We start from the raw sequence: 12,566 nt of genomic DNA, 5'->3' as shown, positions 1-12,566 counted from the left end.
CCTTTGCCCCCGATGACACGACTAATCGGTTTTTCGGGGCGGCGCGGCAGTGGTAAAGACACGGTGGCCCGCCTCATGCAGCAGTTGCAACCCCAGCAGCGCTGGCATATCCGCTCGGTGGGCGAGCCCATCAAAGCCGTGTGTGCGGCACTGGCCGGCGAGGGCACGGCCCCGTATTTCTCCCAGCAAGGAAAGGCCGAGAAGCTGCCTGCCTTCGGCCGCACCCGCGGCGAGATGCTCCAGCAGGTCGGATTAGCACTGCGCCTCTGGGAGCCCGATATCTGGGTGCAGGCGTTTTTCTCGCAGCTACCGGCCGAGCAGCACACCCTGATTCCGGACGTGCGCTTTCCCAATGAAGCCGACCTCATCCGCAGCCGCGGCGGCTTGATGGTGCGCGTGGAAGGCGACCCGCTCCACCAGCGCGGCGACGGCACCCGCGACGACGACCACCCCTCCGAAACCGCCCTCGACCACTACACCCATTTCGACTTCACCCTGCACAACACGGGCTCCGTTGCCGACCTGGAATGGCAGGTGCGGGCGCTGCTGCAGCGTCTGTAGGCTTATTACACACTTTGGTAATGGAACGCATTCCAATCAAAGTCTGGAATCGTATTGAGATGCTTCGGCAACCTATTGCTGCTGAAGCATCCTCTTCCGCGCCAGGCTTCAGACGTTGGGTAGCCATTCATTCCAATATCAATACTTGTAGTATAATCGCGCATCCGCCACACCTTTATTACATCACGGATAATGAGTTTGACACGGCACTTCTAGCGAAGTATGCGGAAGCTGGAGACGAGGATTTCGCCATCGTGAGCAGTGCGGCCTACTATGCCAATGACGAGGCGCAGTTGTATGATATACTACAGCAACTCGGAGTAGCCCCGACTGCCTTTAATGCACCCTGGCACGTTGAGCATCCATTACTTTGACGCTATTATTCGAGTATGAGAAAAAAGCTCTTATTCCTCGGTGTTTTTTTTCTGCTCACCTATCTGCTTTGGCCAACTCCGGTTCGTCCAAGGATCTTAGCGGGTTATTCTGACAACTTCGCCGGAATCTGGGCTTTGGACCTATATAAAGACGGTGGCTTTCATTTATCCTTGCCCGCTGCTGAGGCAGAAGGCCAGTTCCGGCTGATGGGCGACACCATCGTGCTGCAATACACTCCTTCAGCACCCCAGCTACCCGCCGCCTACCTGATAAACCGCCGTCGAAAAAAGCTCGATGAGCTAAAGAAGATGACTGGCCATTGGGTAGTTACCGATAACAGCAACTGGATGCAGCTACAGCAGGACTCCGTGCGCCAGTACCACCGCGAATAAGACCGGGCTTTCTACCTTTGCTCTTCCCCACCACCCATCACGCCAAACCAGCACTTCATTATGGCCAACGGCTTTTTCAACGTCCCGCCCCCGATCAACGAGCCCGTGAAGGGCTACGCACCCAACTCGCCGGAGCGTATTGAGTTGCTCAAGACCCTCAAGGAGCTCAAGCAGCAGCAGCGCGACATTCCGATGCACATCGGCGGCCAGGAAATCCGCACCGGCAAGAAGCAGAATATTACCCCGCCCCACGACCACCAGCACGTGCTGGGCCAGTTCCACGAAGGCGACGCCTCGCACGTAGCGCAGGCCATCGACGCGGCTCTGGCCGCCCGCCCGCTGTGGGCCGAAATGCCTTGGGAGCACCGCGCCGCTATCTTCCTGAAAGCCGCCGACCTGCTGGCCGGCCCCTACCGGGCGCGCATCAACGCGGCCACCATGCTGGGCCAGAGCAAGAACGCCTTTCAGGCCGAAATCGACGCGGCCTGTGAGCTGATCGACTTTTTTCGGTTCAACGTGCACTTCATGCAGCAGATATACCAGCAGCAGCCCGAGAGCCTGCCCGGTATGTGGAACCGCCTGGAGCACCGCCCGCTGGAAGGCTTCGTGTTTGCCCTCACGCCTTTCAACTTCACCTCCATTGCCGCTAACCTGCCCGCCTCGGTGGCCATGATGGGCAACGTGGTGGTGTGGAAGCCCGCCAACACCCAGATCTACTCGGCCCAGGTGCTGATGGAGCTGTTTAAGGAAGCCGGCGTGCCCGACGGCGTTATCAACCTGGTGTACGTGGACGGCCCCACCGCTGGCGAGGTCATCTTCAAGCACCGTGACTTTGCCGGCATCCACTTCACCGGCTCCACCGGCGTGTTCCAGAACATCTGGAAGACCATCGGCCAGAACATTGCCTCCTACAAGAGCTACCCGCGCATCGTGGGTGAAACCGGCGGTAAGGACTTCATCCTGGCCCACCCCTCGGCCCACGCTAAGGCCGTGGCCGTCGGCATCAGCCGGGGCGCGTTTGAGTACCAGGGCCAGAAGTGCTCGGCCGCCTCGCGGGTGTACCTGCCCTCGAACCTGGCCGACGAAATCCTGGGCTACGTGAAGGAAGACCTGGCCTCGTTCCGGATGGGCGACGTGGAGGACTTCTCCAACTTCATCAACGCCGTTATCGACGAGAAATCCTTCGATAAGCTGGCCAAGTACATCGACGGCGCCAAGGCCGATGCCAACGCCGAAATCGTGGCCGGCGGCGGCTACGACAAGTCGAAGGGCTACTTCATCGAGCCCACCGTCATCGTAACCAAAGACCCCAAGTACGTGACCATGTGCGAGGAGCTGTTCGGCCCCGTGGTAACGGTGCACATCTACGACGCCGACAAGTTCGAAGAAGTGCTGGAGCTGGTAGACACGACCTCGCCCTACGCCCTCACTGGCGCCATCTTCTCCCAGGACCGCTACGCCATCGACCACGCCTCGAAGAAGCTGGTGCACGCGGCCGGCAACTTCTATATCAATGACAAGCCCACCGGCGCCGTAGTCGGCCAGCAGCCCTTCGGCGGCGCCCGCGCCTCCGGCACCAACGACAAGGCCGGCTCCATGCTGAACCTGCTGCGTTGGGTGTCGCCGCGCGCCATCAAGGAAACCTTCGTGCCCGTGACAGACTACCGCTACCCCTTCCTGGGCTCCGAGCCCAAGGAGGATCTGAACCGGGACAAGGGCCTGTAGGCCGATTGGTTTTGAATGCAAAAGGCCGCTCCGTGAAACCGGGGCGGCCTTTTGCATTCATATACGTTGATAAATGACAGAGACATTGACACCCAACTTCTGTTGAAACTTGCTTACAAAATCGTCGGTTAAGTCAGGCCAGTTCCAGAATTTGAAGCCCAAGTCACTGAAGCCCCACTGAGGCGTAAACCGAAACTGATGGATGCTATTCGTAGTGTCGCAAACTGGACAAGCTACGTCATTTAGATTGCCCTCATACCAGTTCTCAAGAAAACCCAAGTCCTCTTCTGCCAGATTTTGTTGACAGGCCGGACAGTAAATTTCTTCTATTCCATTACCACCAGTATCGAAGATGTGTCTTTCAGTGATAATCTCAAGTCCATTTACATCTAAACTAAAAGTATGTCTATTGGCCGACCCAATTACTTTCTCAGCACCCCCTGATATTGCGTAACCCCCATCAAATCCTAAAACACAGGATGTAAGCGTAGGCTTAACTATATCATCTTCAACCAGCCAGTTTAGCAGTTCCTTTGCCTTCGCCACTCTGTTAGGGTAACTGGATACCTGTGGTACAATTGCAATGCTATGGTCGCTCATTAGGCTGTTATTTTATTGTTTCGCGAATATCCGGAAGCTGCGGCTGCAACAGCGGCACTGCCACCTCATCGTAGATTTCCCGCAACGTCAACTGCAAGCCAGTATCAGCAATAACCAACATATCATCCGGTTTTATAGACGCCTCGTAGCGCCACTCTCCCGCCGCTGTGCGCCGGTAGGATTCCACGAACTGCTGCGTTTGTGAAACCAGGACATACTGTTGGAGCGAGTCGAGGTGGCGGTAGTGGGCGCACTTCCATGCCTGGTCACACTCTGCCCACAGCGGGTCCAGCACTTCGATAAGTACCAGTGGGTTTTGCAACACGCATTCTTGGCCAGAATACGGCGCGGTATCTAATAGCATTACGTCGGGATAAGTGTAGTAGCGACCGGGTAGCACTTCCAGCATCATGCCGGTACTGAATACGTCGAGGCCAAATTGTTTACGTTGTACAAACAGAGGAAGTGAGCAGTTCTGCACCAGCAGGTTGTGCCGCAGCGTATCAGCCGGAAAAGGCCAGACCTGCCCGTCGTAGAATTCGTGCCGGTCTTCGCCCTGCTGTCCCAACGCCAAGAACTCGGGTACCGAATACAGCTGCCCAGGCACAAATGACTCGTAGAATGGTTTCATCGTCTGAATCTAGCGGATAGAGTGAATATACGCCTTTCCCCTACCCTCCTATTTCACCTTTGTTCCCAACCGGCTAGGTCCTACCTTTGCCTCCCATGCCGTTTCTACGCGGCGTTTATTTGTCGCAGCCTATGCTTCTCGCCGTTCCGACCCAATATCAGCCCCAGGATTTCCTGCCCATCGTGGTGCAGTTTGTGCTGGCCGTGGCCTTCGTGGCCTTCGCCATGATTACGTCTCACCTGCTGGGCCCGCGCCGCAAGAGCGTGGTGAAGGATGAAGCCTTCGAGTGCGGCATCGAGTCGGTGGGCAACGCCCGCACCCCGATTTCGGTGAAATACTTCCTCACGGCTATCCTGTTCGTGCTCTTCGACGTGGAAGTCATCTTCATGTACCCCTGGGCCGTGAACTTCCGCCAGCTGGGCACCACCGGCTTCTACGAGATGATTGTATTCCTGGCTTTGCTGATGGCTGGCTTCGCCTACGTTATCAAAAAAGGCGTTCTACGCTGGAACGAAGCCCGTTAAGCCCTGGTGGCGGCAACCTTTGGCCCCGGCCGGATGTTGCCTTTCTGAAGCGTCGCCGCTTCCCAAATCTGACTTGCTCTCATGGATACCCGAGTTCCTGAAATCAAAACGGTAGACGCGCCCGACGGCCTCGAAGGCGCCGGCTTCTTTGCTACCTCCCTGGAGAAAGTGGTGGGCATTGCCCGCGCCAACTCACTCTGGCCGCTGCCCTTCGCCACCTCCTGCTGCGGCATCGAGTTCATGGCCACCATGGGCTCCCGCTACGACATCTCCCGCTTCGGCTCGGAGCGTCCCAGCTTCTCGCCCCGGCAGGCCGACCTGCTGATGGTGATGGGCACCATCGCCAAGAAGATGGCGCCCATCGTGAAGCAGGTGTACGAGCAGATGGCCGAGCCCCGCTGGGTGCTGGCCATGGGTGCCTGCGCCTCCTCGGGCGGTATCTTTGACACCTACTCCGTGCTCCAGGGCATCGACCGGATCATTCCGGTGGACGTGTACGTGCCCGGCTGCCCACCCCGCCCCGAGCAGGTGCTCGACGGCCTGATGCGCATTCAGGACCTGGCCAAAAACGAATCCTTCCGCCGCCGCAACTCGCCCGAGTATCAGGCCCTGCTGGCGTCGTACAACATCAAGTAAGTAGTAAGTATTGGGTATTGAGTAGCTAGACTTTTCATAGTCGGCAGCTCAATACTCAATACCAAATACTCAATACTAAGTACTCAGAAATGGCTGACCAGAACGAATCCATCCCGGCTCAGGAACAGGCTGCCGCCCAGGACCCGGCCGCGCAGAAAAACGCGCAGCTGCTGGCTCTGCTGCACCGCCTGTTCGGGGCCGACGCCTTCACCGATGTGGAGGAGCCCTACGGCCTGCTGACCGCCACCACCACCCGGGAGCGGATTCACGACATCATTGAAAGCCTGCAGAAGGACGAGGAGTTGCAGCTCAACTTCCTGACCACGATGTGCGGCATGCATTTCCCCGACCGGCCCGGTCAGGAACTCGGCATGGTGTACCACCTGCACAGCCTCACCCAGAACATCCGGTTGCGGCTGAAGATCTTCTTCCCGATTGCCGACCCGGTTGCCCCGACCCTGACCGACCTCTACGCCACCGCCAACTGGATGGAGCGCGAGGCCTTCGATTTCTACGGCATCATCTTCCCCGGCCACCCCAACCTCATGCGCATCCTCAACGTGGAGGACATGGACTACCACCCGATGCGCAAGGAATACGCCCTGGAAGACGGCACCCGCGAAGACAAAACCGACCTGTTCTTCGGACGATAGTTTTTTAGTGCTTAGTGCCTTGTGCTTGGTGCATAGGCAACAAAATCAGACCTGATTACTAAGCACGAAGCACTGAGCACTAAGCACCAAACCAGATGGCAGTAAACGACACGCTGGAAGGCACCCATAAAATCATTGAGTCGGCCCGGGAGCAGGAGCCGCGGCTGAACCCGCTGGCCCCGACCGTCAACGACTTCAACCAGGAGCTCACCACGCTGAACCTGGGCCCCACGCACCCCGCTACCCACGGCATCTTCCAGAACATTCTGCAGATGGACGGCGAGCGGATTGTGGCGGGTGTGCCCACTATCGGCTACATCCACCGCGCCTTCGAGAAGATTGCCGAGCGCCGGCCCTTCTACCAGATTACGCCCCTGACGGACCGCATGAACTACTGTTCGTCGCCCATCAACAACATGGGCTGGCACATGACGGTGGAAAAGCTGCTCGGCGTGGAAGTTCCGAAGCGCGCCCAGTACATTCGGGTTATCCTGATGGAACTGGCCCGCATCACCGACCACCTGATCTGCAACGGCATTCTGGGCGTGGATACGGGCGCTTTCACCGGCTTCCTCTACCTCATGGATGAGCGGGAGAAGGTGTACGAGATTTACGAAGAAGTAAGCGGCGCCCGCCTCACCACCAACATGGGCCGTGTAGGCGGCATGGAGCGCGACTTCTCCGACGTGGCCATTGCCAAGCTGCGCGCCTGGCTGAAGACCTTCCCGGCCGTGATGGCGGAGTTCGAGAAGATGTTCAACCGCAACCGCATCTTCATGGACCGCGTGGTGGACGTGGGCGGCATTTCGGCCGAGCGCGCCCTCAACTACGGCTTCACCGGCCCCAACCTGCGCGCCGCCGGCGTCGATTACGACGTGCGGGTGATGAACCCCTACTCCAGCTACCAGGACTTCGAGTTTGAAATTCCGGTGGGCACCAAGGGCGACACCTACGACCGGTTTATGGTGCGCAACGAGGAAATCTGGCAGAGCCTGCGCATCATCACGCAGGCGCTGGAAAATCTGCCCGCAGGCCCCTACCACGCCGATGCGCCGCACTTCTACCTGCCGCCCAAGCAGGCCGTGTACCAGAACATGGAAGCCCTCATCTATCACTTCAAGATTGTGATGGGCGAGATTGACGCTCCCGTGGGCGAGGTTTACCACTCGGTGGAAGGCGGCAACGGCGAGTTGGGCTTCTACCTCGTGTCCGACGGCGGCCGCACGCCCTACCGCCTGCACTTCCGCCGGCCCTGCTTCATCTACTACCAGGCCTACACCGAAATGGTGGTGGGCCAGACCCTCTCCGACGCCATCGTGACGCTGTCGTCGATGAACGTAATTGCCGGGGAGCTCGACGCGTAGTTTTTTGCTGAATACAACTGATATGGAATCGACTGCTACCAAGCCGCAATTCTCCGAAGCCGCTCAGGCTGAAATTGCGCGCATCTGCAAGCAATACCCGGAGGAGCGCCGCAAATCGGCCATGCTGCCGGTGCTGCACATTGCCCAGGCCGAATTTGGCGGCTGGGTGAGCCCCGAAGTGCAGTATCTGGTGGCCGAAGTGCTGGGCGTGGCCCCGATTGAGGTGTACGAGGTGTCGTCGTTCTACACCATGTTCAACCTCAAGCCAGTTGGCAAGCACGTGCTGGAAATCTGCCGCACGGGCCCCTGCATGCTGCGCGGCTCCGACGAGTTGACGGCCCATCTGGAGCGCATCACGGGCGCCAAAGTAGGCGGTCCGGCTTCGGAAGATGGCCTGTTCACCCTGAAGGAAGTGGAGTGCCTGGCCGCCTGCGGCTTCGCCCCCATCGTGCAGGTCCGCGAGAAATACTACGAGCAGCTTGATACCCCGGAAGCCGTGGACGCCATGCTCACGGAGTTGCGCAACCAGGTGCACCGCCCCGCCCTGCCCTGGGAAGAAACCGGCCTCCCGAACGCAGTGGCCAACAACTAACGTCTTTCAGCTCTGAACCTATGGGACGCAAACTGCTGACCGAACATATTAACGTTGAAGGCATCGACACCCTGGAGGTGTACCGCAAGCACGGCGGTTACCGCTCGGTGGAGAAGGCCCTGAAAACGATGACGCCCGATGAGGTGGTGGAAGAAGTGAAGAAGTCGGGCCTGCGGGGCCGCGGCGGCGCAGGCTTCCCCACGGGCATGAAGTGGAGCTTCCTGGCCAAGCCCGAGGGCGTGCCGCGCTACCTCGTCTGCAACGCCGACGAATCGGAGCCGGGCACCTTCAAGGACCGCCAGCTGATGTCGAAGCTGCCCCACCTGCTCATCGAGGGCATGATTACGAGCTCGTACGCGCTGGGCGCCAACACCTCGTACATCTACATCCGCGGCGAGTTGTTGTACGTGCTGCGCATCCTGGAAAAAGCCATTGCTGAGGCCTACGCGGCCGGTTTCCTGGGCAAAAACATCCTGGGCTCGGGCTACGACCTGGACCTGCACGTGCACCCCGGCGGTGGCGCCTACATCTGCGGGGAGGAAACCGCGCTGCTGGAAAGCCTGGAGGGCAAGCGCGGCAACCCGCGCAATAAGCCCCCATTCCCGGCTGTGCAGGGCCTCTACGCCCGCCCCACGGTGGTGAACAACGTAGAATCCATTGCGGCCGTGCCGGTGATTGTGAACGAGGGCGGCGACGAGTACGCCAAAATCGGGGTGGGCCGGAGCACCGGCACCAAGCTGATTTCGGCCTGCGGCCACCTCAACAAGCCCGGCATCTACGAAATTGAGCTGGGCTTGCCCGTCGAGGAATTCATCTACTCCGATGAGTACTGCGGCGGCATCTGGAAAGGCCGCGACCTGAAGGCCGTGGTAGCCGGTGGCTCGTCGGTGCCGATTCTGCCTAAGGAGCTGATCCTGAAAACCGCCGCCGGTGAAAACCGCCTGATGACCTACGAGTCGCTGAGCGACGGCGGCTTCGTGACGGGCACCATGCTGGGCTCGGGTGGCTTTATTGCCATGGACGAGACGACCTGCATCGTGCGCAACACCTGGAACTTCAGCCGCTTCTACCACCACGAGTCGTGCGGGCAATGCTCGCCCTGCCGCGAGGGTACGGGCTGGATGGAGAAGGTGCTGCACCGCCTCGAGCACGGCCACGGCCACATGGAGGACATCGACCTGCTGGTGAGCGTGGCCAAGCAAATCGAGGGCAATACCATCTGCCCCCTCGGTGAAGCTGCCGCCTGGCCCGTTGCCGCCGCCGTGCGCCACTTCCGCCACGAGTTTGAGTGGCACGTGACCCACGCCAAGGAAGCCGCCCAGCCCGGCGCGGTGTACCGGGCCGGAACTGTGCTGGTATAACTGAACGTCATGCCTCATCTGGCGTCCGCTTGCCGAAGCATCTCTACCGCTTCGTTGAGTTATTTGAATTACCACTGCGGTAGAGATGCTTCGACTTCGCTGCGCTACGCTCAGCATGACGACCTAAAGACGACATAACTTCAATGGCTAAAATTACTTTCGACGGCATCGAGGTGGAAGTTCCGGACGGAACCACCATCCTGAATGCGGCCCGCCAGATTGGCGGCAGCATCGTGCCCCCGGCCATGTGCTACTACACCCCGCTGAAAGGCTCGGGCGGTAAATGCCGCGCCTGCCTCGTCCGTGTGGCGGCCGGCTCGGCCAAAGACCCGCGCCCCATGCCCAAGCTGGTGGCCTCGTGCGTAACGCCGGTGCAGGATGGCATGGTGGTGGAAAACACCACCAACCCGCAGGTGCTGGACGTGCGCAAGGGCATCGTGGAGATGCTGCTCATCAACCACCCCCTGGATTGCCCCGTGTGCGACCAGGCCGGCGAGTGTGATCTGCAGAACTTCGCCTTCGAGCACGGCGTGAGCACCACCCGCTACCAGGAAGAGCGCCGCACCTTCGAGAAAATCGACATCGGCCCGCTGATTCAGCTGCACATGACGCGCTGCATCCTGTGCTACCGCTGCGTGTACACGGCCAACCAGATTACCGACAACCGCGTGCACGGTGTACTAGGCCGCGGCGACGCCGCCGAAATCGGCACCTACATCGAGAACATCATCGACAACGACTTCTCCGGCAACGTCATCGACGTGTGCCCGGTAGGCGCCCTCACCGATAAGACGTTCCGCTTCAAGTCTCGGGTGTGGTTCACGAAGCCCGTGAATGCCCACCGTGACTGCCCCAAGTGCTCCGGCAACGTGGTGCTCTGGTACAAAGGCAACGACGTGCTGCGCACCACGGCCCGCAAGGACCAGTACGGCGAAGTGAAGGAGTGGATCTGCAACGAGTGCCGCTTCGAGAAGAAGGAAACTTCCGACTGGACCATCGAGGGCCCCGCCCACATCGACCGTTCTTCGGTTATTTCGGCCAACCACTACGAGTTGCCGGTCCTCAACCAATCGGTAGTAGCCGACCTGCCCGCCAGCACCCAGCGCGACCTGGAAAAGAATCCACCGCTGAAACTCGGTAGCTAACCCCAGCACGTCATGCTGAGCTTGCCGAAGCATCTCTACCGCTTCGTTGCAGGACTAACTGATTACCTCCGGTAGAGATGCTTCGGCAAGCTCAGCATGACAGACGTCCTTAAGGCTAACACCTCAAAATAATATGATTGAACTACCCGCACTAGGCTGGCAATCCATTGTCATCTTCGTCGTATTCGCGCTTTCGCTGCTGATTGCGACGTATTGCACCTACGCGGAACGCGTAATTGCCGCATTCCTGCAGGACCGTGTGGGCCCCGACCGCGCCGGTCCCTACGGCCTGGCGCAGCCGCTGGCCGATGCCGTGAAGATGTTCACGAAGGAAGAATTCTTCCCCGGCGGTGCCAACAAGGCGCTGTTCGTGTTCGGCCCCTGCCTGGCCATGATTACGGCCCTGATGTCGTCGGCGGTTATTCCGTTCGGCAACATCATGAACTTCGGCAACAACCTGTTCTTCCTGCAGGGCATTGAGGTAAATATCGGTATGCTGTGGGTGTTCGGCGTGGTGTCGCTGGGCGTGTACGGCGTGATGATTGGCGGCTGGGCCTCCAACAACAAGTTCTCGCTGCTGGGCGCCATCCGCGCCGCTTCGCAGAACATCAGCTACGAGCTGGCCATGGGCATGGCCCTGATTGCCGTGCTGATGATTTCGGGCACGCTGAGCTTGCGCGAAATCACGCTGCAGCAGTCGGCAGCCGGTGAGTGGCACGTCTGGAACATCGTGAAACAGCCGCTGGGCTTCATCATCTTCCTGGTGTGCGCCTTTGCCGAAACCAACCGCACGCCCTTCGACCTTCCCGAGTGCGAAACTGAGCTGGTGGGCGGCTACCACACCGAGTATTCGTCGATGAAGCTGGGTTTGTACCTGTTCTCGGAGTATGTGAACATCTTCGTGGTGTCGGCCGTGATGAGCGTGCTGTACTTCGGCGGCTTCAACTTCCCCTTCCAGTACGAGCTGCGCGATTGGTTCGTGAGCAACCAGGGCTGGGAGCTGGCTTCGGCCCAGAACCTGATTACGCTGCTGGGTACCGTGGGCCTGTTCCTGAAGATTTTCGCCTTCATCTTCTTCTTCATGTGGATTCGCTGGACTTTGCCGCGCTTCCGCTACGATCAGCTGATGCGTCTGGGCTGGACCATCCTCATCCCGCTGGCCGTCTTCAACATCATCCTCACCGGTGGCCTCATCCTGTTCGGGGTGATTTAAGTACCTTCAATTACCCGCGTCTGTTATGCAGAGCGCAGCGAAGCATCTCGCGTGCTGACGTTGTGCTACCAGCTAGCGGCGCATGCGAGATGCTTCGCTGCGCTCTGCATGACGGCCCATCATTCCGACAGTTTTCGTAACTGACTATATGCAACTCACCAACCGAGCCAAGAAGCTAGAAAAGAAGCCGATGACGCTGGCCGAGCGGGCGTACCTGCCGGCCATCTTCCAGGGTTTGAGCATCACGATGCGCCACTTCTTCATGAAGAAGGCCACCGTGCGCTACCCCGAGGAGGTGCGGCCCTTCTCCAACACGTTCCGCGGCCTGCACGTGCTCAAGCGCGACGAGCAGGGCCGGGAGCGGTGCACGGCCTGCGGCCTGTGTGCCGTAGCCTGCCCCGCCGAAGCCATTACGATGGTGGCCGGCGAGCGGAAAAAGGGCGAAGAAGGCCTCTACCGCGAGGAGAAGTACGCCATCAGCTACGAAATCAACATGCTGCGGTGCATCTTCTGCGGCCTCTGCGAGGAAGCCTGCCCTAAAGCCGCCGTCTACCTCCAGCCCGACAAGATGGCTCCGCCACGTTACGAGCGGGACGAGTTCATCTACGGCAAGGACCGCCTAGTGGAGCCCGTATCGCCGGACGAGCGTTCCGTGCGCGGCATCCAGCTCACGGCCGACCAGGCTACCACGTTGCGCGGCAAGCTGCAGCAGGCGTAATGATTCTCGTGTCATTCCGAGCAGAGCAAGGAATCTGAGTTATTCTGTTCAGCAGTTCCATTCAGATTCCTCGCTC

The 12,566-nt window shown here is 59.4% G+C and carries 15 protein-coding genes; 13 read left to right on the top strand and 2 right to left on the bottom strand.

Going from position 1 to position 12,566, the window contains the following annotated elements; translation table 11 throughout:
- The first annotated feature begins 12 nt into the window (after nt 1–12).
- Genes O9Z63_RS00430 through pruA form a run of 4 tightly spaced genes read left to right on the top strand, consistent with a single transcriptional unit; the run spans nt 13 to nt 3,053 of the window.
- Nucleotides 13–561, top strand: a complete 549-nt coding sequence (locus O9Z63_RS00430; protein ID WP_270127269.1) for a hypothetical protein — start codon at nt 13–15, stop codon at nt 559–561.
- Between the two features lie 20 nt (nt 562–581).
- A complete protein-coding gene (locus O9Z63_RS00425; RefSeq protein ID WP_270127268.1) occupies nt 582–935 on the top strand; it encodes a hypothetical protein in 354 nt (117 codons plus the stop codon).
- 15 nt (nt 936–950) lie between these two features.
- On the top strand, nt 951–1,328 hold the full coding sequence (locus tag O9Z63_RS00420) for a hypothetical protein (protein ID WP_270127267.1): 378 nt from the start codon (nt 951–953) through the stop codon (nt 1,326–1,328).
- Nucleotides 1,329–1,388: 60 nt separating this feature from the next.
- The gene (gene pruA, locus O9Z63_RS00415) at nt 1,389–3,053 is read left to right on the top strand and encodes an L-glutamate gamma-semialdehyde dehydrogenase (RefSeq protein ID WP_270127266.1); all 1,665 of its coding nucleotides are present in this window, start codon (nt 1,389–1,391) and stop codon (nt 3,051–3,053) included.
- Nucleotides 3,054–3,110: 57 nt separating this feature from the next.
- Here the strand turns inward: pruA and O9Z63_RS00410 are convergent, their stop codons facing one another.
- Both O9Z63_RS00410 and O9Z63_RS00405 read right to left on the bottom strand, forming a co-directional pair.
- A complete protein-coding gene (locus O9Z63_RS00410; protein WP_270127265.1) occupies nt 3,111–3,653 on the bottom strand; it encodes a hypothetical protein in 543 nt (180 codons plus the stop codon).
- 7 nt (nt 3,654–3,660) lie between these two features.
- Nucleotides 3,661–4,284 (bottom strand): Uma2 family endonuclease, encoded by a 624-nt coding sequence (locus O9Z63_RS00405; protein ID WP_270127264.1) that lies wholly within the window; start codon nt 4,282–4,284, stop codon nt 3,661–3,663.
- 131 nt (nt 4,285–4,415) lie between these two features.
- On the opposite strand from O9Z63_RS00405, the gene O9Z63_RS00400 reads away from it, so the two are divergent.
- From O9Z63_RS00400 to O9Z63_RS00360, 9 genes are all read left to right on the top strand, one after another.
- A complete protein-coding gene (locus O9Z63_RS00400; RefSeq protein ID WP_044000932.1) occupies nt 4,416–4,808 on the top strand; it encodes an NADH-quinone oxidoreductase subunit A in 393 nt (130 codons plus the stop codon).
- Between the two features lie 81 nt (nt 4,809–4,889).
- Complete coding sequence (locus O9Z63_RS00395) at nt 4,890–5,444, top strand: NADH-quinone oxidoreductase subunit B (protein ID WP_044000931.1); 555 nt, start codon at nt 4,890–4,892, stop codon at nt 5,442–5,444.
- Nucleotides 5,445–5,533: 89 nt separating this feature from the next.
- A complete protein-coding gene (locus O9Z63_RS00390) occupies nt 5,534–6,097 on the top strand; it encodes an NADH-quinone oxidoreductase subunit C (RefSeq protein WP_270127263.1) in 564 nt (187 codons plus the stop codon).
- Nucleotides 6,098–6,192: 95 nt separating this feature from the next.
- A complete protein-coding gene (locus O9Z63_RS00385) occupies nt 6,193–7,461 on the top strand; it encodes an NADH-quinone oxidoreductase subunit D (protein WP_044000930.1) in 1,269 nt (422 codons plus the stop codon).
- Between the two features lie 22 nt (nt 7,462–7,483).
- Nucleotides 7,484–8,053 (top strand): NADH-quinone oxidoreductase subunit NuoE family protein, encoded by a 570-nt coding sequence (locus O9Z63_RS00380; protein ID WP_270127261.1) that lies wholly within the window; start codon nt 7,484–7,486, stop codon nt 8,051–8,053.
- Between the two features lie 20 nt (nt 8,054–8,073).
- Nucleotides 8,074–9,414 carry an NADH-quinone oxidoreductase subunit NuoF gene (gene nuoF / locus O9Z63_RS00375; protein WP_270127259.1) on the top strand — a complete coding sequence of 447 codons (1,341 nt, stop codon included), beginning with the start codon at nt 8,074–8,076 and terminating at the stop codon, nt 9,412–9,414.
- Nucleotides 9,415–9,557: 143 nt separating this feature from the next.
- On the top strand, nt 9,558–10,559 hold the full coding sequence (locus O9Z63_RS00370; RefSeq protein ID WP_270127258.1) for a 2Fe-2S iron-sulfur cluster-binding protein: 1,002 nt from the start codon (nt 9,558–9,560) through the stop codon (nt 10,557–10,559).
- Between the two features lie 136 nt (nt 10,560–10,695).
- Nucleotides 10,696–11,772, top strand: coding sequence for an NADH-quinone oxidoreductase subunit NuoH (nuoH, locus tag O9Z63_RS00365; protein WP_270129294.1), 1,077 nt, complete (start codon nt 10,696–10,698; stop codon nt 11,770–11,772).
- Between the two features lie 148 nt (nt 11,773–11,920).
- On the top strand, nt 11,921–12,490 hold the full coding sequence (locus tag O9Z63_RS00360) for a NuoI/complex I 23 kDa subunit family protein (protein ID WP_190784931.1): 570 nt from the start codon (nt 11,921–11,923) through the stop codon (nt 12,488–12,490).
- The last annotated feature ends 76 nt before the right edge of the window (nt 12,491–12,566 follow it).

The sequence above is a fragment of the Hymenobacter yonginensis genome (assembly GCF_027625995.1).
In the GTDB taxonomy this organism is placed as follows: Bacteria; Bacteroidota; Bacteroidia; order Cytophagales; family Hymenobacteraceae; genus Hymenobacter; species Hymenobacter yonginensis.
This window is presented reverse-complemented; position numbering and strand designations above follow the sequence as displayed.

Excerpts from the sequence above, each read along its gene's own strand:
- O9Z63_RS00430 (WP_270127269.1), top strand. The coding sequence starts at position 13 with ATGACACGACTAATCGGTTTTTCGGGGCGGCGCGGCAGTGGTAAAGAC.
- O9Z63_RS00425 (WP_270127268.1), top strand. The coding sequence starts at position 582 with ATGGAACGCATTCCAATCAAAGTCTGGAATCGTATTGAGATGCTTCGG.
- O9Z63_RS00420 (WP_270127267.1), top strand. The coding sequence starts at position 951 with ATGAGAAAAAAGCTCTTATTCCTCGGTGTTTTTTTTCTGCTCACCTAT.
- pruA (WP_270127266.1), top strand. The coding sequence starts at position 1,389 with ATGGCCAACGGCTTTTTCAACGTCCCGCCCCCGATCAACGAGCCCGTG.
- O9Z63_RS00410 (WP_270127265.1), bottom strand. The coding sequence starts at position 3,653 with ATGAGCGACCATAGCATTGCAATTGTACCACAGGTATCCAGTTACCCT.
- O9Z63_RS00405 (WP_270127264.1), bottom strand. The coding sequence starts at position 4,284 with ATGAAACCATTCTACGAGTCATTTGTGCCTGGGCAGCTGTATTCGGTA.
- O9Z63_RS00400 (WP_044000932.1), top strand. The coding sequence starts at position 4,416 with ATGCTTCTCGCCGTTCCGACCCAATATCAGCCCCAGGATTTCCTGCCC.
- O9Z63_RS00395 (WP_044000931.1), top strand. The coding sequence starts at position 4,890 with ATGGATACCCGAGTTCCTGAAATCAAAACGGTAGACGCGCCCGACGGC.
- O9Z63_RS00390 (WP_270127263.1), top strand. The coding sequence starts at position 5,534 with ATGGCTGACCAGAACGAATCCATCCCGGCTCAGGAACAGGCTGCCGCC.
- O9Z63_RS00385 (WP_044000930.1), top strand. The coding sequence starts at position 6,193 with ATGGCAGTAAACGACACGCTGGAAGGCACCCATAAAATCATTGAGTCG.
- O9Z63_RS00380 (WP_270127261.1), top strand. The coding sequence starts at position 7,484 with ATGGAATCGACTGCTACCAAGCCGCAATTCTCCGAAGCCGCTCAGGCT.
- nuoF (WP_270127259.1), top strand. The coding sequence starts at position 8,074 with ATGGGACGCAAACTGCTGACCGAACATATTAACGTTGAAGGCATCGAC.
- O9Z63_RS00370 (WP_270127258.1), top strand. The coding sequence starts at position 9,558 with ATGGCTAAAATTACTTTCGACGGCATCGAGGTGGAAGTTCCGGACGGA.
- O9Z63_RS00360 (WP_190784931.1), top strand. The coding sequence starts at position 11,921 with ATGCAACTCACCAACCGAGCCAAGAAGCTAGAAAAGAAGCCGATGACG.